At 44.5% G+C, this 22,942-nt stretch carries 19 protein-coding genes; 14 read left to right on the top strand and 5 right to left on the bottom strand.

The window, feature by feature from the left end; translation table 11 throughout:
• Positions 1-71 precede the first annotated feature (71 nt).
• Positions 72-2,528 (bottom strand): TonB-dependent receptor, encoded by a 2,457-nt coding sequence (locus ACFGVS_RS17425; RefSeq protein WP_274210387.1) that lies wholly within the window; start codon positions 2,526-2,528, stop codon positions 72-74.
• Positions 2,529-3,021: 493 nt separating this feature from the next.
• On the opposite strand from ACFGVS_RS17425, the gene aspS reads away from it, so the two are divergent.
• From aspS to ACFGVS_RS17385, 8 genes are all read left to right on the top strand, one after another.
• Positions 3,022-4,767, top strand: coding sequence for an aspartate--tRNA ligase (aspS, locus tag ACFGVS_RS17420; protein ID WP_274210386.1), 1,746 nt, complete (start codon positions 3,022-3,024; stop codon positions 4,765-4,767).
• 64 nt (positions 4,768-4,831) lie between these two features.
• Positions 4,832-5,308, top strand: coding sequence for an FKBP-type peptidyl-prolyl cis-trans isomerase (locus ACFGVS_RS17415; RefSeq protein ID WP_274210385.1), 477 nt, complete (start codon positions 4,832-4,834; stop codon positions 5,306-5,308).
• A 183-nt stretch (positions 5,309-5,491) separates the two neighbouring features.
• Positions 5,492-5,971 carry an FKBP-type peptidyl-prolyl cis-trans isomerase gene (locus ACFGVS_RS17410; protein ID WP_274210384.1) on the top strand — a complete coding sequence of 160 codons (480 nt, stop codon included), beginning with the start codon at positions 5,492-5,494 and terminating at the stop codon, positions 5,969-5,971.
• Positions 5,972-6,070: 99 nt separating this feature from the next.
• Positions 6,071-6,532: an FKBP-type peptidyl-prolyl cis-trans isomerase gene (locus tag ACFGVS_RS17405; protein ID WP_274210383.1), complete on the top strand. Its 462-nt coding sequence runs from the start codon at positions 6,071-6,073 to the stop codon at positions 6,530-6,532.
• Between the two features lie 124 nt (positions 6,533-6,656).
• Complete coding sequence (locus tag ACFGVS_RS17400) at positions 6,657-7,952, top strand: amidohydrolase (RefSeq protein ID WP_439694901.1); 1,296 nt, start codon at positions 6,657-6,659, stop codon at positions 7,950-7,952.
• Positions 7,953-8,054: 102 nt separating this feature from the next.
• Positions 8,055-8,561: a nuclear transport factor 2 family protein gene (locus ACFGVS_RS17395; RefSeq protein WP_090640464.1), complete on the top strand. Its 507-nt coding sequence runs from the start codon at positions 8,055-8,057 to the stop codon at positions 8,559-8,561.
• Positions 8,562-8,585: 24 nt separating this feature from the next.
• Positions 8,586-9,251 carry a hypothetical protein gene (locus ACFGVS_RS17390; RefSeq protein WP_439694900.1) on the top strand — a complete coding sequence of 222 codons (666 nt, stop codon included), beginning with the start codon at positions 8,586-8,588 and terminating at the stop codon, positions 9,249-9,251.
• Positions 9,252-9,257: 6 nt separating this feature from the next.
• Entirely contained in the window at positions 9,258-9,572 is a 315-nt protein-coding gene (locus ACFGVS_RS17385) for a low molecular weight protein tyrosine phosphatase family protein (RefSeq protein ID WP_090640472.1), read from the top strand.
• 44 nt (positions 9,573-9,616) lie between these two features.
• Here the strand turns inward: ACFGVS_RS17385 and ACFGVS_RS17380 are convergent, their stop codons facing one another.
• Positions 9,617-10,957 carry a carboxypeptidase-like regulatory domain-containing protein gene (locus ACFGVS_RS17380; protein WP_439694899.1) on the bottom strand — a complete coding sequence of 447 codons (1,341 nt, stop codon included), beginning with the start codon at positions 10,955-10,957 and terminating at the stop codon, positions 9,617-9,619.
• A complete protein-coding gene (locus ACFGVS_RS17375; RefSeq protein WP_439694898.1) occupies positions 10,947-11,519 on the bottom strand; it encodes an RNA polymerase sigma factor in 573 nt (190 codons plus the stop codon). The genes ACFGVS_RS17380 and ACFGVS_RS17375 overlap by 11 nt, the downstream gene beginning before the upstream one ends.
• A gap of 80 nt (positions 11,520-11,599) precedes the next feature.
• Between ACFGVS_RS17375 and ACFGVS_RS17370 the strand changes: the two genes are divergently transcribed.
• Positions 11,600-13,561: a YfbK domain-containing protein gene (locus ACFGVS_RS17370; RefSeq protein WP_439694897.1), complete on the top strand. Its 1,962-nt coding sequence runs from the start codon at positions 11,600-11,602 to the stop codon at positions 13,559-13,561.
• A 98-nt stretch (positions 13,562-13,659) separates the two neighbouring features.
• On the opposite strand, the gene ACFGVS_RS17365 is transcribed toward ACFGVS_RS17370, so the two are convergent.
• On the bottom strand, positions 13,660-14,490 hold the full coding sequence (locus ACFGVS_RS17365; RefSeq protein ID WP_274210377.1) for a mechanosensitive ion channel family protein: 831 nt from the start codon (positions 14,488-14,490) through the stop codon (positions 13,660-13,662).
• 459 nt (positions 14,491-14,949) lie between these two features.
• Here ACFGVS_RS17365 and ACFGVS_RS17360 point away from each other — a divergent pair, with 459 nt between their 5' ends.
• On the top strand, positions 14,950-16,851 hold the full coding sequence (locus ACFGVS_RS17360) for a beta-N-acetylhexosaminidase (protein ID WP_439694896.1): 1,902 nt from the start codon (positions 14,950-14,952) through the stop codon (positions 16,849-16,851).
• A 94-nt stretch (positions 16,852-16,945) separates the two neighbouring features.
• On the opposite strand, the gene ACFGVS_RS17355 is transcribed toward ACFGVS_RS17360, so the two are convergent.
• Positions 16,946-18,271 carry a 3-deoxy-D-manno-octulosonic acid transferase gene (locus ACFGVS_RS17355; protein WP_439694895.1) on the bottom strand — a complete coding sequence of 442 codons (1,326 nt, stop codon included), beginning with the start codon at positions 18,269-18,271 and terminating at the stop codon, positions 16,946-16,948.
• Between the two features lie 146 nt (positions 18,272-18,417).
• Here ACFGVS_RS17355 and ACFGVS_RS17350 point away from each other — a divergent pair, with 146 nt between their 5' ends.
• From ACFGVS_RS17350 to rfbB, 4 genes are all read left to right on the top strand, one after another.
• Positions 18,418-19,731: a UDP-glucose dehydrogenase family protein gene (locus tag ACFGVS_RS17350; protein WP_090640497.1), complete on the top strand. Its 1,314-nt coding sequence runs from the start codon at positions 18,418-18,420 to the stop codon at positions 19,729-19,731.
• Positions 19,731-20,714 carry a UDP-glucuronic acid decarboxylase family protein gene (locus ACFGVS_RS17345; protein WP_090640500.1) on the top strand — a complete coding sequence of 328 codons (984 nt, stop codon included), beginning with the start codon at positions 19,731-19,733 and terminating at the stop codon, positions 20,712-20,714. The genes ACFGVS_RS17350 and ACFGVS_RS17345 overlap by 1 nt, the downstream gene beginning before the upstream one ends.
• Before the next feature lie 136 nt (positions 20,715-20,850).
• The gene (gene galE / locus ACFGVS_RS17340; RefSeq protein WP_439694894.1) at positions 20,851-21,873 is read left to right on the top strand and encodes a UDP-glucose 4-epimerase GalE; all 1,023 of its coding nucleotides are present in this window, start codon (positions 20,851-20,853) and stop codon (positions 21,871-21,873) included.
• A 15-nt stretch (positions 21,874-21,888) separates the two neighbouring features.
• Positions 21,889-22,941, top strand: a complete 1,053-nt coding sequence (rfbB, locus tag ACFGVS_RS17335) for a dTDP-glucose 4,6-dehydratase (protein WP_274210372.1) — start codon at positions 21,889-21,891, stop codon at positions 22,939-22,941.
• Position 22,942 lies beyond the last annotated feature (1 nt).

The raw sequence follows: 22,942 nt of genomic DNA, 5'->3' as shown, positions 1-22,942 counted from the left end.
GCATAACATCTGCCCGGATTCGTGAAATTCGCCCCAATTCGAGACGATTCGTGTGCATCCATTCGTGTGTATTAAAAATTTAGGCTAAGCATCGCCATAAAATTGCGCGGCGCCTGCGGAAAATAGTAGTTATAGTTTACCATGTTGCCGCCTTCAATATCCGGGTATGTAGCACCGTTAGCCTCGTACTTTTTGCTGAAAACATTATTAACCTGCAGGCCCAAACCAATGTTTTTTACCGAGCTGATGCTGAAGTTATAACGCAGCCTTACATCGCTGGTGAAATAGCTTTTTAAATACCTGTTGGCGGCATACGGATTAGCGGCGTTATCGGGCGCTATGTTAAAACCGGCAGGGTTTTGGTTCATGGTATTATCTAAATACTGTTTGCTCACGTACTTGCTTATAAAAGCGATTTCGCCGCCTTTAACCGGGCTGTAGCTAATGATGCTGGCCCCGGTAAGCGATGGCGAATAAGCAATGGTGGTTTTTTTAAATGTTTCTTCAACCAAAGTGCCGTCATCGTAATTAGAGAAAAACTGGTGGTAGTTTTTAATCTTGTTGGCGCTCCAGGTAGCAGTAAGGCCCCAGTTAAGCTGGCTGGTTATACGTACTTTGCCATCAAGCTCAACACCTGCGCGATAGCTATCCGGAACGTTGGTGCGTATAGCGCTGCCCACATCATTAAGCGCCCCGGTTAGTATCAGCTGGTTTTTATACAGCATATAAAAGCCATTAATACCGCCGCTAAAAATTTTGCCAACAGTACGGTAACCTGCTTCAAAATCCTTCAGGTTTTCGGCCTTAGGCCTGGCTTGCGGGGTGGAGTTAACATAATCATCGCGGTTTGGCTCATGGTTACCTACCGCAAATGATGCATATACATTGTTTTGCTCATTAAGCTGGTAAGTAATACCTACTTTGGGGTTAAAAAAGTTAAGCTCGATGCTTTGCTGCGCGTTCTGCTGGTTTTTGTCTATACCGTAAAAATTGTAGTAAAGGTGACGGTACTGCGCATCGGCATAAAGCAGTAACTTGTTTAAATGCCATTCGGCGCGGTAAAAAATATTAAAGTCGTTCTTTTTGGCATTATCACGATAGTACTCATAGTTGGGGCCAATACCGGCACTTTCTTTAGTATAAAGAATATTGCCGTAGTGCGCGCCTTTGTATTCATTATAAGCGCCGCCCAGGGTCATGTTCAGGTTACTTTGCGGCTGATATTTTAAAGCGTACGTAACACCATAAAATTCATTATCAAGCCAAAGCCTGCGTACCAGGTCGGTAGTTTTAATGGTATCTGTACCCATAATAACCGGGGTGAGTCCATAATTGACTACAGCATCCTGTTGATGGTACTCTTCATAGTAACCCTTGCCCTTGGTGTAGTGCAATGCGCCGCTAAAAGATAGCTTACTGCTTATCTTCTGATCGTACAGCAACTGGTAGTGGTTTTGTAGGTAATCATCAACCTGGTCTTTATAAAAATTACCGGCGTCGTCCATCAGGCCAAGCTCGTTATAAGTGCGGTTATCCTTTCGGGTATTATCACCAATAACATAATCGGCAATGCCATTCCAGGCCTGGTAAGTGCGCTCGTGGCCCGATATTACGTTGGCCCTGATGGTGCTGTTTTTGCCATACCAGGCAGCGCTTAAGTAAAGAGATTTTAAATCGGACGTTGCCCTGTCAATATAACCATTGGAGTGGATGCGTGATAAACGGCCATCTAAACTGAAATGCCCGCCCAGTAAGCCGGTACCGACATTAACCGTGTTTTTGATAGAACCGTAAGAACCGGCCGAAGTATTGATCTCGGCATAAGCAGTATCGCGGCGCGCGGTAGTCTGGATATTGATGCTGCCGCCAAAAGCGCCAGCGCCATTGGTTGATGTACCCACGCCGCGCTGCACCTGGATATTATCAACCGACGAGGCCAGGTCGGGCAGGTCGATAAAGTATGATCCCTGGCTTTCGGCATCATTCAGCGGAATGCCGTTGATGGTAACGTTAACCCGGGTATTATCAGAGCCACGGATGCGGATGCCGGTGTAGCCGATGCCCGCGCCCGCATCTGATGTTGTCACAACCGATGGGGTAAGGCTCAACAGGTAAGGCAGATCCTGCCCGAAGTTATTTTTTGCTAAATCGTTTTTGCTGAGATTGGTAAATGCCGTTGGCGAGTTTTTAACCGCACGGGTGGCGCTGATGGTCACTTCCTCGGCCGCAAACGTGCCATTATTGAGCGTTAGGTTGATAACCTGGCTGGCCGCTAAAACGATATTTTTGCTGATGGCTTGGTAACCAATAAAACTGGCATTTAGTGTGTAGTTGCCGGGTTTAAGATTAGTAAAGCCATACTTGCCGGTAGCATCGGCAACAACGCTGGTAGTTGGGTTTGTAAGGGTAATAGTTGCACCGGGCAGTGCTTCGCCCGATTGATTGGTTACTTTTCCGGATATGGAAAGCTGGGCCGATGCCAAAACAGGCAGCAGCAGGGCTATGATAGCCGCGAATACATTTTTCAAAATTTTTAAACTAAAAATTAGTTAAACCATCTGCTCACCAGGGTACAATGGCAGTACACTTAACTTGTCACCTCTCCCTACGCCGGCATTATCCGGATCAGGTGCATGTTTAAGTCTGTAGTCGGAAGTCTGTAGTCGGAAGTCAATAAAAGACTTAGAACTTTAAACTCGGAACTTAAGACTCAAACAATGGGTTTGATCTCAGCCTGTCTTTCAGTTTGGTTAAAAACGCGTTATAGTTCGTTTTTAGATACACCAAAGCAAGGCACCCCTTGAGAATTATGGGCAAAGATAGTTTTTTAGTCGGAAAGTCAAAAAAGTCGGGAAGACGGAAAGTCCGAAAGAAAAGATTAGCAATTAGCGATTTGGTCAGAAGGTGGAAAAAAAAGCAGAGTAAAATTTCAGCAATATTCAATCTTTCGGACTTTCCGTCTTCCCGACTTTCGGACTTCGAACTAAAAACTTACTTTTGCAAACTTTTATAAATATTGTTATGCTAAGAACTCATACCTGCGGCGAATTAAATATCAGCAACTTAGGTCAAACAGTTACATTGTGTGGCTGGGTACAAAAATCGCGCGATTTGGGCGGCACCACATTTATTGATGTGCGCGACCGTTATGGTTTAACCCAACTTGTTTTTAATACGGATACTGATGCCTTGCTGCGCGAAAAAAGCCGCGAGCTTGGCCGTGAGTTTGTGATACAGGTTACCGGCAAGGTGCTGGAGCGATCAAACAAAAACACAAAAATACCAACCGGCGAAATTGAAATTGCTGTAGTCGGTTTAGAGATATTGAACTCGGCTAAAATTCCGCCGTTCCTGATAGAAGACGAAACTGATGGCGGCGAAGAGCTGCGTGCCAAATACCGCTACCTTGATTTACGCCGTGCGCCTGTTCGTAATAATCTTATCCTGCGCCACAAAATGGCACAGGAAATACGCCGCTATTTAAGCGACATTGATTTTTTGGAGGTAGAAACCCCGGTACTGATCAAATCGACCCCGGAAGGAGCCCGCGATTTTGTGGTGCCAAGCCGCATGAACCCGGGCGAATTTTACGCGTTGCCGCAATCGCCGCAAACATTTAAACAATTGCTGATGGTAAGCGGGTTCGACCGTTATTTCCAGATTGTGAAATGTTTCAGGGATGAGGATTTGCGTGCCGACCGCCAGCCAGAATTTACCCAGATTGACTGCGAGCTATCGTTCATTACCCAGGAGGATATCCTGAATATTTTTGAAGGCCTTACCCGCCACCTGTTCACCACGGTAAAAGGTATCGACCTTGGCGATTTCCCACGGATGCAATATGCCGACGCGATGCGCCTTTACGGTTCTGATAAACCGGATGTAAGGTTCGGGATGGAGTTTGTAGAACTGAATGATGTTGTAAAAGGCAAAGGTTTTGGCGTATTTGACAACGCCGAACTGGTTGTGGGTATCAACGCCAAAGGCTGTGCCAGCTACACCCGTAAGCAATTGGATGAAATTACCGAATGGTTAAAACGCCCACAAATTGGCGTAACCGGCATGATATATTGCCGTTATAACGAAGATGGTACTTTAAAATCATCGGTTGATAAATTTTACAGCGAAGATGAGCTGACCAACTGGGCTGCAGCGTTTGAGGCAGAACGGGGCGATTTAATGCTGGTATTGGCCGGCAATGCCGATAAAGTACGCAAGCAACTGAACGAATTGCGCCTGGAAATGGGTAGCCGTTTAGGCCTGCGCGATAAAAATAAATTCGCGCCGCTTTGGGTGCTTGATTTTCCGCTGCTGGAGTGGGACGAAGAAACCGAACGTTATCATGCCATGCACCACCCCTTCACTTCGCCAAAACCGGAAGATATTGCCTTGCTGGATACCGATCCGGGGGCTGTACGCGCCAACGCGTATGACCTGGTTATTAACGGCACTGAAGTTGGTGGCGGATCCATAAGGATCCATGACCGTGCCATGCAGTCATTGATGTTTAAGCACCTGGGCTTTTCGCCCGAAGAGGCGCAAAAGCAATTTGGCTTTTTGATGGATGCCTTTGAGTATGGCGCACCTCCGCATGGTGGTTTAGCCCTTGGGTTTGATAGGCTGGTATCTATTTTTGCCGGGTTAGATTCTATCCGCGATGTTATCGCTTTCCCTAAGAACAATTCGGGTCGCGATGTGATGATCGATTCGCCATCAAGCATCGCCGATACACAGCTTAACGAGCTTAAGATTAAAACAACAGTATAAGATTTTTAAATTGTAGCGTTTATATTAGTTAAACCGTATAGGTGCTAAACTGATCTGAATAAAAATGAAAAAACTTCTGCTATTGTTGCTGCTACCCGTTGCACTGTTTTCATCGTGCCTGAAATCGAATAATAACGTGGTGCCTTTTGATGCCGCCAAACAGGCCGCCGCAGATGAAACAACCATCCAGGCCTACCTTGCAGCACATACCGAAATTCATGCGGTAAAAGATACAACCGGTGTTTACTACCAGATAATTACCCAGGGTACCGGTGCTAACCCTGCTTTAACAACTACAATTACAGCGGCTTATACCGGCAAGTTAACCAACGGGACTATATTTGACTCGAGCACCAACCTGGTGTACCGCTTAAATGGCCTGATACCAGCATGGCAAATTGCATTACCCTACCTTAAAACAGGCGGGCAAATGCTGATAATCACCCCATCGCGCTACGCCTATGGTAATGCGCAGGCCGGCATTATCCCTGCAAATTCAGTACTGATATTTTCTGTCAATTTAACAGCGGTAGCCAATTAGCCACGGTTTTTGGTACAACGCGATAAATAAAAAACAGTGCTCTGTTTGCTATTATAATACGGTTTCGATTGTATATTTACAACGGTGTTTTTGCCAGAATTAAAATACCTGCCTAAATAAGTTTTCACAATTTGCAACGTTTAATGTTTTTAACCCTATTAATGTTAACTGATCTGTATGAAAATGAAAAAACTTTTATTTTTAATTCTATTTCCCTTAGCCATCTATTCGCTGTCATCGTGTACAAAAGTAAGTGACCCGACAATTAGTGCCGCAATACAACAGGCTTCGGATGACGATGCTGCAATTAAGGCATATCTTACTGCCCACCCCGAGATTACCAATGTGAAAGATACCTTAGGGTGTTACTACCAGGTTATTAGCGAAGGAGGAGGGGCTTATCCAACGCTTAATACAAAAATCACCGGAAGCTATATTGGTACGTTACTTAACGGTACCGTATTTGACTCGAGCACCAGCCTTAACGCCACCTTAGGAAGCTTGATTTATGGTTGGCGAATAGTAATACCGCATGTGCGCATAGGATCGAAACTCATCATGCTGATACCATCGCAATACGGATATGGTACTACTACAACAGATAAAATCCCGGCAAACTCGGTGTTGATATTTAATGTGGACCTTACGCCCACAGGCGCTTAAATAAATTTAAATGAAAATAATAGCCTGGTATGATAAATCGCCGGGCTTTTTTTATGGCGATAATTGAGTAGTTTTAAACGCCCGGATTTTAAAAATGATATGAAGAACCTATTGTTAGTACTATTTATTTCTGTTATCGCCTTTGCATCCTGTAAAACAGCTCCCAATGTTGATGCAGTGAAGCAGGCCAGGATCGACGATTCGCTTATCAGGGTTTACCTTTCCAATAATCCGGTTGTGAAGGCTGTGAAAGATTCGTCGGGCCTGTATTACCAGGTTGTTAAGCCAGGTACAGGGGCTACAGCTACTATTAATTCAACCATTACAGTAAACTACCAGGGCAAACTGCTTAACGGCCCGCCGTTTGATTCGGCAAATGGCTATTCGTCGCCCTTAAACAAGTTGGTAAAGGGATGGCAAACAGGCATTCCGCACATCAAAGAAGGCGGCAATATCATATTGTTCGTGCCATCGGCTTTGGGCTATGGCGGCGCATCGTTAGGCCCCATTCCGGCAAATTCGGTGTTGGTTTTTGATATTGATTTAACCGCAATAAAGTAACCTGTTGGCAGCCCCGGGGTTACCATCATTTTGAGTTGAATAGGCATCAGCTTCAAATTAAACTCGGCACATTAAAATATCCGGTGTTTTGTTACTATATTAACGGTTCAAAAACTTGCCGCCTATGAAATTATGCATCGTTCCTGTTTTTTTACTATTTACAACACCAATATTTGCCCAGCAAACGCAAGTAAATATTAAAGCCGATGCCCTTAAAGACCAGGTAATTGTCTGGCGCCGCGATTTTCATGAACATCCCGAATTGGGCAACCACGAGGTGCGCACTTCGGCAATTATTGCCAAACACCTGCAGTCGTTGGGTATCCAGGTGCAAACTGGCGTAGCTACAACAGGGGTTGTTGGTATTTTAAAAGGCGGTAAGCCGGGCCCTGTAGTTGCTTTGCGGGCAGATATGGATGGCTTGCCGGTTATTGAACGCACAGATGTGCCTTTTGCATCAAAGGTAAAAACTACGTATAACGGCCAGGAGGTTGGCGTAATGCATGCCTGCGGGCACGATTCGCACATGGCTATTTTAATGGGTGTGGCCCAGGTGCTCTCGGGCATGAAAAGCGAGTTGCACGGAACTGTTAAATTTATTTTTCAGCCTGCCGAAGAAGGGGTAGAGCCCGGCCAGAAAGGCGGCGCCGAAGAAATGGTGAAGCAAGGCGTGCTGGAAAACCCCAAAGTTGATGTAGTATTTGGCCTGCACATCAATTCGCAAACCGAGGTTGGCAAAATAGCGTATCGCCCGGGCGGTACAATGGCTGGTGTTAATGATTTGCAGATCATCGTAAAAGGGCGGTCGGCACATGGGGCCTACCCATGGTCGAGCGTTGACCCGATTGTGGTCTCGGCCGAGATCATCAATAACCTGCAAACTATTGTGAGCCGCAATATAAACATAACCGAAAACCCGGCGGTGGTAACCATTGGCGCCATAAAAGGCGGTAACCGGTCGAACATTATCCCCGAGAGTGTTGAAATGCTGGGTACATTGCGTTCATTAACTCCGGCAGACGAAAAGATGCTGGTTGAGCGCGTTAAACAAATAGCAACAAAAACGGCCGAAGCGCAGGGCGCTACTGCCGAGGTGAAGATTCCGTACAGCAGCCATTACCCGGTTACTTTTAACGATCCGGCGCTTACCCAGCAAATGCTGCCCAGCCTGAAAAAGACGGCAGGTGCCGAAAATGTACTACTTCGCCCACCCGTTACCGGGGCCGAAGATTTTAGCTTTTACCAGGAAAAAGTGCCCGGTATGTTCATTTTTTTAGGAGGAATGCCTAAAGGTGCCGACCCGCTTAAAGCACCATCGCACCATACGCCCGATTTTTATATCGACGAAAGTGGCTTTACCCTGGGAGTGAAAACTCTATGTAATTTAACGCTGGATTATATGAATGCTAAAGGAAAATAGATATGATATGCTTTTTAATCAGATATTTATCTTTTAAATAGAGGATTGATGCTTAACTTTATAAGCCCAAAAGCGTATGGCCAGGAATTTTAACAGCATAAGATGAGGAAAAGCATATTAACAATGGTGTACATAAGCTTGTTATTAATATTAATAACAGGCCAAAAAACCATTGCTGCGGATATGGCAGCCGAAGATACCGTAAAGAAAGTTAACCCCGAGGTGTTGCAAACCATCAATACTGTACTAAAAGCATCTTACACATTTGATATTGATAAGGTTACGGACATGTACGCCCCCAATGCCGTTGTTACCGACGAGCAAAACCCTTATTCGTGGAACGGGCAACTGGCCGGTGTACAGTGGGTAAACTCGGTGCAAAAGGCGGTTAAGGATTTTAAAATTCACGACTTTACCGTAAACATAAAAAAGATCAAGATTTTTCAGCAAACCGAAGAAGTTGCCTACCTGATAGTACCTGTTGAATACACCGGCACCGTTAACGGCGATCCGTTTAACGAAGAAGGGGCATTTTCCTTTGTGTTTCGTTACGTGAGCGGAAAATGGCTCATTAAAAGCCAGGCCTGGGTGCCCAAAAACGGATTGTAATTTAAACCTGAACACTCATACTTTATGGAATCTGAACTAATACAGTATAAGCATTTTAACGATGCCGCCCTGGCCAGCGCTCTTGTAGATGTGCTTGAAGAAGGCGGTATTGAATACGACGTGAAGGAAAGCAGCGCGGTATTTGACCCGGCTTTCAGGAGCAGCGATTTAACTGTTGAATACTCTGTAAAAATAAAACCCGAAGATTTTGAGCGTGCAAACCAGCTGTTGAATGATAAAGAGCAGGAAAATGTAAACCAGGCAGATAAGGATCATTATTTATTTGGCTTTACCGATGCTGAACTGACAGACGTGCTGGCAAAAGCCGATGAGTGGAGCCCTTTTGATTACCAGCTGGCCCGTAAAATATTGCTTGACCGCGGTGTTACCATTAATGAAAAAATACTCACCGACCTTAGAACCGAACGCATGGAAGAACTAAGGGAAACTGACCCGCCACAAAACGTGTGGATAATTGTGGGCTATATATTTGCATTGGCAGGTGGTGTGTTAGGGATTTTTATAGGCTGGCACCTGTCTACATACAAAAAGATACTCCCGGATGGCGAACAGGTTTATGGATACAATGAAAACGACCGCAAGCAGGGGAGCCGGATTTTTTACCTATCGATAGCCGTTTTCGTGCTGGCCATCATTTATCGCATTTCGCCCGCATTTAAAGGAGAATAATTACCATTGGCCAACCTCCTTTTCATCTGCAGTAAAAACCAATGGCGCAGTCCAACAGCCGAGCTATTGTTTAAAAATCACCCCGAACATACTGCTTGCTCGGCCGGTACCAGCGACAAGGCCCGTATTCGCATAACCCAAAAAATGATTGACCGGGCCGATGTTGTATTTGTGATGGAGCGTAGGCATAAACAGTTGCTTAACCAGCGTTTCAATTTAAACAATAAACAGGTAACCGTCCTTGATATTGAAGATAACTATCAATTTAACGACCCCGAACTGATAGAAATATTAAGGAATGTTTTAAGCGGATACCTATAAAATCAAATAGGTATTTTTTTCGTCTTGATTCTTGACTCCTGATTCTATTTCGTAGCGAATTTAACCTTAACGGTAACCTGCTCTGGTTTGCCGTTGCTGTTGCCTACCCAGGTTGGGCCGGCTTTTATCAGGTCGATAGCCTTTTGGTCGGCAACGGCCGAAAGGCTTTTTTTGATCTTGAAATCGCTTAAAGTACCATCGGTGTTCACCGTAAATAGTACCGATACGGTTCCGGTAGCATCACCTTCGGGCACGGTAGCATTTGCCTGCAGGTATTTTTTTAAGCCTGCCATTTCGCCTTGCGGATGTGCGGCAACTGTTTTTGATATTTTATCGTTGCCGGCAACAGTTACTTCGGCAATGGCGTCATTATCCGGGTTGAGTACTACTTTAAGGCTGTCGCCGCGTTTTACGCTCACCTGCCTTGGCTGGTAGCCTATGGAAGCGATATCAAGCGTCTCTTTGTTTTTGGTAACCGGCATTGTAAAATAGCCGTTTACATCGGTCACTGTGCTTTTGTTGGTGCCCGAAATACGTATGGCAGCTCCAACAACCGGCATATTATCGCCTTTGCCTACAATAATGCCATTAATAGTACTATACCCAAACTGGGTTTTGGCATCTTTAGATGTAACTACCTCTAAGCCGGCAACTTTCCCGGTTAATTTAGATTCAATCGGGTTGGATGCTTTTTCACGGGCCTTTTTGGCAAGCAGCGCAAGGCTATCCGCTTTCGCTTTGCTGTCGGTGTAGTTCATCACCACCATTTCGCTTATGGAGCTGTTTTCCTGCTTAGGCTCGGCGGCCGGTTCGGCAACCTGGGGGGCTTTTTTTAATACATCCCCGGCGGGGGCGGCACTTTTATTATCGTCGGCGGATATCTCCTGTTGATAAACCGATTTACCAGCAGCGTATTTCCGGGTAGCAGTCGGCCTGTCGGCACTGGTTAAAACAGGTTGTTTTGCTGCATTATTTGCCATTAGGGTTTCCTGCGTGGAATGAGGCGGCGGCGTTGCCACGGTATCTTTATTGACAACTTGTGTTTTATCTTTTTGTAACTCGGCCAGTTGCTTTGCTTGTTCCGGCGAGTTCCTCTTTATCCACAAGCCGCCAATGGTAAGCACAATAAGAACCGATGCCGCTATTGACCATACCTGCCATGATATTACCCGGCCCTTCTTTTGTTCGGTACGTTGTTGTAGTCTTGCGGTAAGATCGGCTAAATTGGCTGCCTGGTCTTTGGGGGCCGATTCAAAACCTTCCAGCGCGTCCCTTAAAAAAGGGTCGTCAAGGGCATCGTGCTCCAGCCGGTGCATAGCTTTGGCATCAAGTTTCCCGTTCAGGTACTTTCTAACTTGCAATATGTCGGCCTTTTTAGTGTTCACTGCTCTTCTCCAGGCAAATTTTAAGATTACGTTTGCCGTTTTGTATATAACTTTTTACCTCGTTCAGGCTAAAACCTGTTACTTCGGCAATTTCTTTATAGCACTTTTCTTGTAAATAAAATAAATCGATGCTTTGTTTTTGGGCACCGGCCAGCTTATCAATACATACTTCTAAAGCTTTGTAGGCTTCTTCGCGGTTATTATCATCATGATGCAGTAATGGGGTAAATTCCATAACATCATCTAAATTAATTACATCCAGCTTTTTGCCTGCTCTTAACTGCATTAAGCAATAATTGCGCCCCAATACATAAAGCCAGTTCCTGAATATGCTGATGTCGTGTTTTTTAACCTTTTCTACCAGTTCCTCAAAAATACCCATTACAGCATCTTTAGCGCCATCTTCATCTTTCAGGTATTTTAAACATACGCCGTAAACCAGGCCCATATATCGTTCATATAGTTGTCCTAAAACCGCAACATCGCCGTTTTTACGGTAAATGTTAAGCAGTTCGTCATCCGTTGATGTGCCTGTTTTGCCTGGTTTAATAAAATTGGTCATTAAAAAGGTGCAAAATAAATTTTTTTAACGGTTTATGGAAATTATCCTCCGCCTGCATCTTCATAAAAAAGCAACGAAGCATGAGAAAGTTAGTTTTAATTATTTTATTGTTTACCGGTTTAACTGGGTTTAAGCCGAACAGCAGTCACCGCATTAGCGGAACCGTATATGATAGTGCAGATAGTTCGGCTATACCCGGGGTATCGGTTGTGCTTAAGGGCACCGGTTATGGAACACAAACCGACGCCAAAGGCAACTATTCCATTATTGTGCCGGATGACAATGCCGTACTTATCTTCAGCTTTATTGGGTATACCACGCAGGATATAAAAGCAGGTAAAGGCAACACGTTGAAAGTTTACCTTCATGCAACTTCAAACCGGTTAAGCGAGGTTGTGGTAACGGGTTATGGAGTACAAAAACGGAAGGTACTTACAGGAAGTGTGAGCACTATATCTGCAAAATCATACAATTCAAAGGGCTTAAGGGGCAAAGCCTCAGGCCATGTAACACTAGGAAATGCATTAGCTATGTATGATTACTCGACAAATGCTGGTGTTTTGAAAAGCTACCAGCCTTCTGTGATTACCGATGAAAGCTACAAAGGCATCGAAGAAAATGGTTTTAAAGCGGTATCGGCCGAGCCCCTCTCTACATTCTCTGTTGATGTGGATGCGGCATCGTACAGCAACGTAAGGCGCTTTATCAATAACGGCCAGTTACCACCGGCAGATGCGGTGAGGATTGAAGAAATGATAAACTATTTTAGCTATAACCTGCCCGGGCCAACAGATGGTGGCCCGGTGGCCATCCATTCCGAATTATCTGCAGCCCCATGGAACAGCAAACACCGCCTGCTGCGCATAGGCCTTAAAGCAAGAACAATAGCCACCGAAAAACTGCCGGCATCAAACCTGGTGTTTTTAATAGATGTATCGGGATCAATGAACGAGGCTAATAAATTACCCTTGGTACAATCGTCATTAAAAATGCTGGTTAACCAATTGCGGCCACAGGATAAAGTTTCCCTGGTTGTTTACGCGGGTGCGGCGGGTGTAGTACTGCCTGCAACTGCCGGCGATAAAAAGGAAACCATTAACAATGCCATTGATAATTTAAGCGCGGGCGGATCAACGGCCGGCGGACAAGGCATTAAGCTGGCTTACCAGATTGCCAAACAAAACTTCATGAAAAACGGCAATAACCGGGTGATTTTAGCTACCGATGGCGATTTTAACGTAGGCGCATCAAGCGATGATGATATGCAAAAACTGATTGAGCGCGAACGGGAAAGCGGTATCTCGTTATCGGTTTTGGGCTTCGGCATGGGTAATTACAAGGATAGCAAGATGGAAACCCTGGCCGACAAAGGCAATGGCAACTACGCCTATATTGATAACATTACCGAAGCCCGTAAAACCCTGGTAAGCGAATTTGGCGGTACCTTATTTACTATTGCCAAAGATGTAAAATTACAGGTGGAGTTTAACCCCGCCAAGGTACAGGCCTACCGCCTGGTTGGTTACGAAAACCGGGTACTGGCCAAAGAGGATTTTAATGACGATAAAAAAGATGCCGGTGATATGGGCTCGGGCCACACGGTTACCGCTTTTTATGAAATAGTGCCCGCGGGCATAAAAGATGATTATTCGGCCAGCGTCGATCCGTTAAAATATCAGAAACCTAAACCGGTTGCCTATTCAAATGCTTCCGATGAAATGATGACCATCAAATTCAGGTACAAAGAACCAGCATCATTAAAAAGCAAATTGAGCCAGGTTACGGTTAAAGATGAGCCAATCAACCTGAAATCAACATCAACCGATTTTAGATTTGCCGCCGCTGTTGCCGAAATTGGCATGCTGCTGCGCGATTCGAAGTTTAAACAAAATTCCGGGTATGAACAGGCTATTAAAATGGCTCGTTCCGCCAAAGGCGAGGACACCGAGGGGTATCGCGCCGAATTTATTAAACTGGCAGAAAGCGCCAGGCTGCTAAGCAAAACGGAACTTGCAGCACAAGAAGACAACAATGTAGAATAATAATTAAAAATCAACACCTATACCATATCAAATCAAAAGCCCGGCAGTTTTTTGCCGGGCTTTGTTATGTATATAGTCGTTTTAAAGTTTAATTAAAATCAGGCTTTTGTTGTAGCGCCAGCCACCTGGGTAATAAACAAATGTGGAGAGTGTATGCCTATTTTATGTTCATCAAAAGCCTTTTTAATAAGCTCCTGGGCGCCAAAAAGCACTGTCCAGTAATCCTGTGCCTTGGTAAAGGGGCAAACGCCAAGTCCAATTTTGCCTTCGTTTATTTTAGACAGGTTTACAACCGGAGAAGGGGCGGCTAAAACAAGCGGATGGCTAAGGCACGCGTCTATGGCAATTTTACGTACGGCGTCCATATCATTTTGTGGATCAATTTCCAATGATATATCTACCCGGATGCTGCCATGCCTGCTATAATTAACAATGGTATTGTTTGATACGGCCCCGTTTGCCAGTATAACGGTTTTGTTATCGGGCGTAAGCAATATGGTATTAAAAATCTGGATTTCGATAACTGCGCCGTTTTGGCCCTGCGAATCAATAATGTCGCCTACCTTAAATGGTTTAAAAATCAGGATAAGCACACCGCCGGCAAAGTTGGCCAGTGAGCCTTGTAACGCCAGGCCTACTGCCAGGCCCAGGGCGCCAATAATGGCTACAAATGATGTAGTTTGAATGCCCAGCATACCGGCAACGGTTATCAGGAGCAAAACCCTTAGACCGGCCGTCATTACACTACCCAAAAATGTTTGAAGCGATACATCAATTTTTCCTTTGGCCATCGATGCGGTAAGTAACCGGCCTATCCATTTGATAATATAAAGGCCAATAGCCAATACAAGCGCGGCGCTTAATAAATTAACGCCAAAGGTGGTTAGCCATGCAATAATGGCTGTAGAGTAAAAAGAAACATTTTGCATAATAAGGATTGTTTGGGTTGATTAATTTGTTTTAGTGATTTTATAATGCTGCGCGTAAGGTTAATTTACCTCGTTAAGGTACATAATAAAAATAAAAAACACCGGGCAAACTAAAGATTAACAGCCCCTTAATATTAATATAAAACGCAATTGAATTTGTCCCGGCGGTTTTTTTAATTAGTTATAAAATAGTTTTTTTATGATTTAAATTGGGCATATAATTGCCGCATTAACGCACTTGTAGCATTGGCATAAAACTACCGCGCTATGGCGTACATTTTTAATTTTTATTGCCGATAAGTTAAACGTTCAGGGCTATACAGTCCACCATTTTTTTGATGTTAGCGGTATAATGGTGTGAAACACAATTTTTACCTGGAATACTTTTTAATATTATTTAAAAAGTATAATTTGCGTAACGTTTTCAATTATAAACGCTTTCAAAACCAAACTTTCTTTATGAAAAAATTATTCCTGTTACTCGGTTGCTGTGGGCTGCATTTTTTATCGTTTGGCCAGGCACCTAATAATGCCTTGTCTATCATCCCCGAACCTGTTAAGGTTACTCAAAAAACGGGCAAATTTGTGTTGCCTAAGATTGTTGTGTTGGAAACCGGAAACCAGGCCCAACTTGCTCCTGTTATAGCGTACCTGAAAAAGAAGCTTGGCACTGCTGCTGGCACTGCTATTGCGGTAAAAAATATTGCACCAACGGCATCCATAAAGTTTGTTATCAATAAAAAAAATGATCCGCTGATTGGTGCCGAAGGTTATAACCTATCGGTGACGGCAAAAAAAGTAGTGATAAAAGCAAATGCGCCCGCCGGTTTATTTTATGGCGTGCAAACTTTTATGCAGTTACTGCCAAAGGAAATAGAAAGTAAAGAATTTGTGAAAGGTATTAAATGGACAGCCCCCGCGGTTGAAATAACCGATTACCCAAGGTTTGAATGGCGGGGCCTGATGTTTGATGTTGCCCGCCACTTTTTTACCAAAGCCGAGGTGGAGCAGTATATTGATAACATGGTAAAATACAAGCTTAACCTGCTGCACCTGCACTTAACCGACGATGAAGGCTGGCGTGTAGAAATTAAAAGCCTGCCAAAACTAACTACTGTGGGCGCTTATAATGTAAAAAAAGTTGGGCAGTTTGGCACGTTTACCCCGCCGGCTGCTGATGAGCCTCGCACCTATGGCGGCTTTTATACCCAGGAAGATATAAAGGAACTTGTACAGTACGCCAAAGACCGCTTTGTTAATATTTTGCCCGAGGTTGATGTGCCCGGCCATAGCCTTGCCGCGGTTGTAGCTTATCCTGAACTGTCATGTACACCTGGCGCCGATAAATATGTGGTAAACTCCGGCGAGCCGTTTATGAACTGGAACGGGCCGCATAATACCGCCATTGTAGACAATACCCTTTGCCCGGCCAATGAAAACGTATACGTTTTTTTGGATAAGGTGATGACCGAAATTGCCCAGCTTTTTCCCTTTGGTTATATCCATGTAGGTGGCGACGAATGCGCTAAAAACTTTTGGGAGCAAAGCGAGGCTATTAAGGCGCTGATGGTGAAAGAAAACCTGAAAACCCAGCAGGAGGTACAAAGCTATTTTGAAAAACGGCTTGAAAAAATAGTAGAATCAAAAGGGAAAAAATTTATGGGATGGGACGAGATATTGGAGGGCGGCCTTGGGCCTAATGCAGCTGTAATGAGCTGGCGTGGCGTTAAGGGCGGTATTGAAGCAGCCAAAATGGGTCACGATGTAGTGATGAGCCCAACAACATTTGCCTACCTGGATTATATGCAAAGCGATGTAAACGAAACCAAAGTTTATGCCAAACTACGCCTGAACAAAACTTATGAATATGAGCCGGTGCCGGATAGCGTAGATGCCAAACTGATAAAAGGTGCACAGGCCAATCTGTGGACAGAGCAGGTATACAACATACGCCAGGCCGAATATATGACCTGGCCGCGTGGTATGGCCATTGCCGAATTGGTATGGTCGCCTAAGGAGAAAAAAAGCTGGCCTTACTTTTTTGGCAAAGTTGAAAAACATTTTGAACGCTTTGACGAGGCCGAAACCAAATATGCGCCAAGTGTGTATGATCCTTCATTCAGCGCTACTAAAAATCCGGATAATACACTTAAAATAACCCTTACCAGCGAGGCACCCGGGTTGGATATCTATTATAGTTTTGATAACTCGTTCCCCGATAATTTTTATCCTAAGTACACGGCCCCTATTGATGCGCCTAAAGATGCCACGCAATTGAGGGTGATAACGTATCGTGGTAAAAAAGTAATTGGCCGCATGACAACCATGCCGTTGGCAGACCTGGCTAAAAAGGCAAAGTAGTTTCCTGAGCGCCCGGAATAAAAAAAGAGACCTAACTTTTTTAAAGTCAGGTCTCTTTTTTTATTCGATGCCGTCGATTAAATGGCCTATGTTATCAGGTGGATGGCAGCGTTACAATATGGTCCAATATTATCTGGGTTGCGCCGGTATGCTCTCTTACATAATTGCCTGCTTTTTTGCTTGTAATATTGTAAAAAGCGTCATCATTAACCAGTGTATCAACAATGCCTTTAAGCTGGTTAACATCACTGATGCTAAACCCGGCCTTTAAAGCGATAAGTTCCTTTGCTTCATTAAATTTTTGATAATTGGGGCCGAAGATGACAGGCAAGCCAAACGCTGCTGCTTCCAGCGTGTTATGTATCCCTACGCCAAAACCACCGCCTATATAAGCGATGCTGCCATATGCGTACAGGGACGAAAGCATGCCGATATTATCAATAACCAGGGTGGTGGTTGAGTTGTGAGTTGTGAGCGGCGAATGCTGAGTGGTAAGCTCCTTATTTTGAATTTTGAATTTTTCACCAGTTGTTGTTTCTTCGTGGTGTTCAAGAGTGCTTCGCAGTTTTGAATTTTGAATTAACTCCGAGTACCTGATTGCCGATTGTGCTGGTAACAAATTAACCAGGTCCTTTACCTTTTCCTCATCAATTTCATGGGGGGCAAAAATAAATTTCCAGTCGGGGTATAGCTCGGGAAGGGCGGCAAGCAAGGCTTCGTCCTGCGGCCAGGTGCTGCCGGCAATAAAAACTTTTTGGCCGTTTATAAATTCGGCAACATCGGGAATTTCTTTAGGATGTTGGGCATTGGCCCATACCCTGTCAAAGCGGGTATCGCCGCTAACGGTGGCGTTAGTTATACCAATGGATTGCAATAGCTGTTTCGATGCCTCATCCTGCAAAAAAAAGTGGCTTACAAAGCTTAATATTTTGCGGTGCAGGCCGCCGTACCATTTGAAGAACACCTGTTTAGGCCTGAATATTCCCGATACAATGTACAAGGGGACTTGTCTTTTATGCGTTTCCTTAAAAAAATGGTACCAATACTCGTACTTGGTAAAAACGGCCATTTCGGGCTGTATGGCATCAATAAATTGTTTGGCATTTTTTGCAGTATCCAATGGTAAATAGTACACAAAATCGGCAAGGGGGGTGTTTTTCCTGATCTCGTAGCCCGATGGCGAAAAAAAAGAAATCACTATCTTTTTGCCCGGATAGGTGGCCTTTATCGCTTCTAATATAGGCCTGCCCTGCTCAAATTCGCCTAACGATGCAAAATGAAACCAAATACTGCTGTCAATCCGTATAAGTTTTTGTTTTTTCCGGCCATTTATCCATTGGCTTGCTTTTTGATTAAATAGTGAAGCTATGTAAATGGCTATAAAATAGAACCGTAACCCAATAGTATATAATAATATCATTTTAGCGTATGAATCGTATATTAGCAAGGCTTAAAATTAGTAACAAAAACCAATACTGTAATAATTAATCGCCCGGCGCGGATGAAACCTGTGTTTTGCATTATCGCGGGAACAAAATACTAAACACTTAAAAAAACAAATAAACTATGAAAATTGCTGTAATCGGTACTGGCTATGTTGGATTGGTAACCGGAACCTGCCTGGCCGAAACCGGAAACGAAGTTATATGTGTTGACATTGTAGAAGAAAAAGTAAACAAGATGCGTGCCGGCGAAATGCCGATTTATGAGCCAGGTCTCGATTTGCTGTTTACCAGGAACATTAAACAGGAAAGGTTAACGTTTACTACCAATCTTGCCGAAGCTATTGAGCCGGCAAAGGTTATATTTTTGGCCTTGCCTACGCCTCCGGGTGCCGATGGCTCTGCCGACCTGAGCTACGTGCTTGGTGCTGCAAAGGATATTGCAAAGCTTATTACCGAGTACAAGGTTATTGTAACTAAATCAACCGTACCCGTAGGTACCGCTGATAAAGTAACCGCGGTGCTAAAAGCCAATACCAATGTGCCTTTCGCGGTGGTATCAAACCCCGAGTTTTTACGCGAGGGTGTAGCCGTTGAAGATTTTATGAAACCGGATAGGGTAGTTATTGGTACCATGGACGAAAAGGCCCGCCAGATTATGGGCGATTTATATGCCCCGTATGTACGCCAGGGTAACCCTATCCTTTATATGGATGAACGCTCGTCTGAACTTACAAAGTACGCTGCCAATTCATTCCTGGCCACCAAAATAACGTTCATGAACGAGATTGCCAACATGTGCGAGCTGGTAGGCGCCGATGTGGATATGGTACGTAAAGGCGTAGGCGCCGATGCCCGTATAGGCAAGCGCTTCCTGTTCCCTGGTGTTGGGTATGGTGGCAGCTGTTTCCCTAAGGATGTGCAGGCCCTTTCAAAAGCAGCCGAGGAAAATAAATATGAGTTCAAGATCCTTAACTCGGTAATGGAAGTTAACGAAACACAAAAAAGACGCCTGGTAGTTAAGCTGCGCGAGTATTATGGCGCCGATGGCCTTAAAGGCAAACACTTTGCCCTTTGGGGGTTGGCTTTTAAACCCGAGACCGATGATATCCGCGAAGCGCCGGCTTTATATATCATTGAGGACCTTATTGCTGCAGGAGCAACTGTAACCGCCTATGACCCGGAAGGCATGCCAAACGTTAAAAAATTGCTTGGCGATAAAATTGAATATTCAAAAGATAGGTATTCGGCCCTTGAAAATGCAGATGCGCTGCTGATTGTTACCGAATGGCCGGTTTTTCGTACCCCGGATTTTGATTTTATGAAAGAAAAGTTAAAAGCACCTGTTATATTTGACGGACGTAATCTTTACGATCTGGACAGGATGAAAGATTATGGTTTTTATTACAGCAGCATCGGACGTAAAGTAGTTAGTTAATGACAGAACGTAAAAGAATATTAATTACCGGGGCAGCGGGCTTTTTAGGCTCGCACCTTTGCGACAGGTTTATTAAAGAAGGTTATCATGTAATAGGCATGGATAACCTGATCACGGGCGACTTGCGCAATATCCAGCACCTGTTCAAACTTGAAAATTTTGAGTTTTACAATCATGATGTTTCCAAGTTTGTATTTGTTCCGGGCCAGCTGCATTATATCCTGCACTTTGCCTCGCCGGCAAGCCCGATAGACTACCTCAAGATCCCTATCCAAACCTTAAAGGTTGGCTCATTAGGGACTCATAACCTGCTGGGTTTGGCAAGGTCAAAAGGCGCCAGGATGCTCATTGCATCTACCTCTGAGGTTTATGGCGACCCGAACGTGAACCCGCAGCCCGAAGAATACTGGGGCAATGTAAACCCGGTTGGCCCAAGGGGTGTTTATGACGAAGCCAAACGTTTCCAGGAAGCTATTACCATGGCTTACCATACCTTCCACGGTTTGGAAACCCGTATCGTGCGTATTTTTAATACCTATGGGCCAAGGATGAGGCTGAACGATGGCCGGGTATTGCCAGCCTTCATAGGCCAGGCATTACGGGGCGAATCGTTAACCATGTTTGGCGACGGCTCACAAACCCGCTCATTTTGCTATGTTGATGACCTGGTTGAGGGTATCTACCGCCTGTTGCACAGCGATTACGCGCAGCCGATGAACATTGGTAACCCCGACGAGATCACTATAAAACAATTTGGCGAGGAGATTATCAAGTTAACTGGTACCGATCAGCAGTTGATCAGTCTGCCATTGCCTACGGATGATCCTAAACAGCGCCGCCCTGATATTACCAAGGCCAGGGCCATTTTAGGCTGGGAGCCAAAAGTATCCCGGAGCGAAGGTTTAAAGATCACGTTGGATTACTTTAAATCGCTGCCCGAAACCGAAATAAATCATAAAGATTTTACTTACTATAATAAATAGTAAAAAATGGTCTTTCGATAAACAATACACAAACAACCACCTTTTAGTAAAGTAAAAGGTGGTTGTTTAGTAAAAGAAGGCATGTAAATTCATCCATTTGCTTACCTTTATGGCTTACTATATACCCTACTTAAAAATGAAGATATTAGTGACCGGTGGCCTCGGTTTTATTGGCTCCCATACCGTTGTCGAACTGGTAAATGCAGGTTATGAACCCATTATTGTTGACGACCTATCAAACTCAGATCCTAAAATTTTAGATCAGCTGGCCAAAATTATCGGCTACAAACCGGTTTTTCATAAGCTCGACCTGTGCGACGAAGCGGGCGTAAAAGCGCTGGCTGTTGCCGAGCCTAACGTTGCCGGTATCATTCACTTTGCTGCATTCAAGGCAGTTGGGGAGTCGGTTGAGAAACCATTGAAATACTATCGCAATAACTTTTACTCGCTTATCAATTTACTTGACGCCTATTATGGTAAGCCGCTAAATTTCGTGTTCTCGTCAAGCTGTACCGTTTATGGCCAGCCGGCGCAATTGCCGGTAACAGAAGAAGCCCCTGTGCAGCCGGCTCAGTCGCCTTATGGCAATACCAAACAAATTGCCGAGGAGATTTTGAAGGATATGATAGCTTCTGGTACCAGTAGTTACAAAGTAGTATCATTAAGATATTTTAACCCGGTTGGCGCGCATGAAACAGCGCTTATTGGCGAGTTACCAATTGGCATACCGCAAAACCTGGTGCCTTTTATTACCCAAACCGCCATTGGCAAACGCGAAAAAATAACGGTATTCGGCAATGATTATGACACCCCGGATGGCAGCTGCGTGCGCGATTATATTCATGTGGTTGATTTGGCTAAAGCGCACGTTGCTGCGTTAAAATTGGCCGAAAGTGAAAACTACCAGGGCTACGATGTGTTTAACCTTGGAACGGGACAGGGCAGTACGGTATTAGAAGTAATTCACGCTTTTGAAAAGGCTACCGGTGTAAAAGTAAATTACCAGATTGGCCCGCGCCGTGCCGGTGACGTGGAAAAGGTTTGGGGCGATGTAACCAAATCAACCAATAAACTGGGCTGGAAAACGGAGTTAGGCTTGGAAACCATGATGTCATCGGCGTGGGAATGGGAGAAGTATATAGCTCAAAATCCGTTATAAACTAAAATTCAGCAAATGCGAAAAATCATTATTACGGGTGGTGCAGGTTTTATAGGGTCGCACGTGGTGCGCCGTTTTGTGAAAACGTACCCCAATTATAATATTATCAATTTAGATAAGCTAACCTACGCCGGTAACCTCGAAAACTTAAGAGATATCGAAAACGAACCTAATTACAGATTTGTTAAAGGGGATATTGTTGATCTTGCGTTTATAAATAATCTTTTTGATACCGAAAAACCGGATGCTGTAATTCACCTTGCAGCCGAATCGCACGTTGACCGCTCCATTACCAACCCGCTGGAATTTGTGATGACCAACGTGGTAGGTACGGTTAATTTATTGAATGCCGCGCGCGAAAGCTGGAAAAACCGTTATGATCAAACCCGTTTTTACCACGTATCAACCGACGAGGTGTATGGTACTTTGGGCGAAGACGGGATGTTTACCGAAGAAACCGCTTATGATCCGCATTCGCCATACTCGGCATCCAAAGCCAGCTCAGATCATTTTGTGCGGGCTTACCAGGATACTTATGGTCTAAATGCCGTAATATCCAATTGCTCAAACAACTATGGGTCATATCATTTTCCCGAGAAGCTGATACCACTTGCTATCAACAATATTAAACAAAGCAAGCCTGTGCCTGTATACGGAAAAGGCGAAAATATTCGCGACTGGCTATGGGTAGAGGACCATGCGCGGGCCATTGATGTAATATTCCACAATGCCAAAGCCGGCCAAACCTACAACATTGGCGGCCATAACGAATGGAAAAACATCGACCTGATTAATTTGTTGTGTACCATTTTGGATAAAAAACTGGGCCGTGCCGAAGGTGAATCGGCAAAGCTGATCACTTATGTTACTGATAGGGCAGGCCATGACCTGCGTTATGCTATAGATGCCACCAAACTAAAAACCGAGCTTGGCTGGGTACCAAGTATTACTTTTGAAGAAGGGTTGGAAAAAACCGTAGATTGGTACCTTGCAAATGAAGAGTGGCTTAGCCATGTAACTTCGGGTAGCTACCAGCAATATTACAAGGGGCAGTACAATAACCGTTAAC

The sequence above is a fragment of the Mucilaginibacter sediminis genome, from assembly GCF_051903035.1.
Taxonomy (GTDB): Bacteria; Bacteroidota; Bacteroidia; order Sphingobacteriales; family Sphingobacteriaceae; genus Mucilaginibacter.
This window is presented reverse-complemented; position numbering and strand designations above follow the sequence as displayed.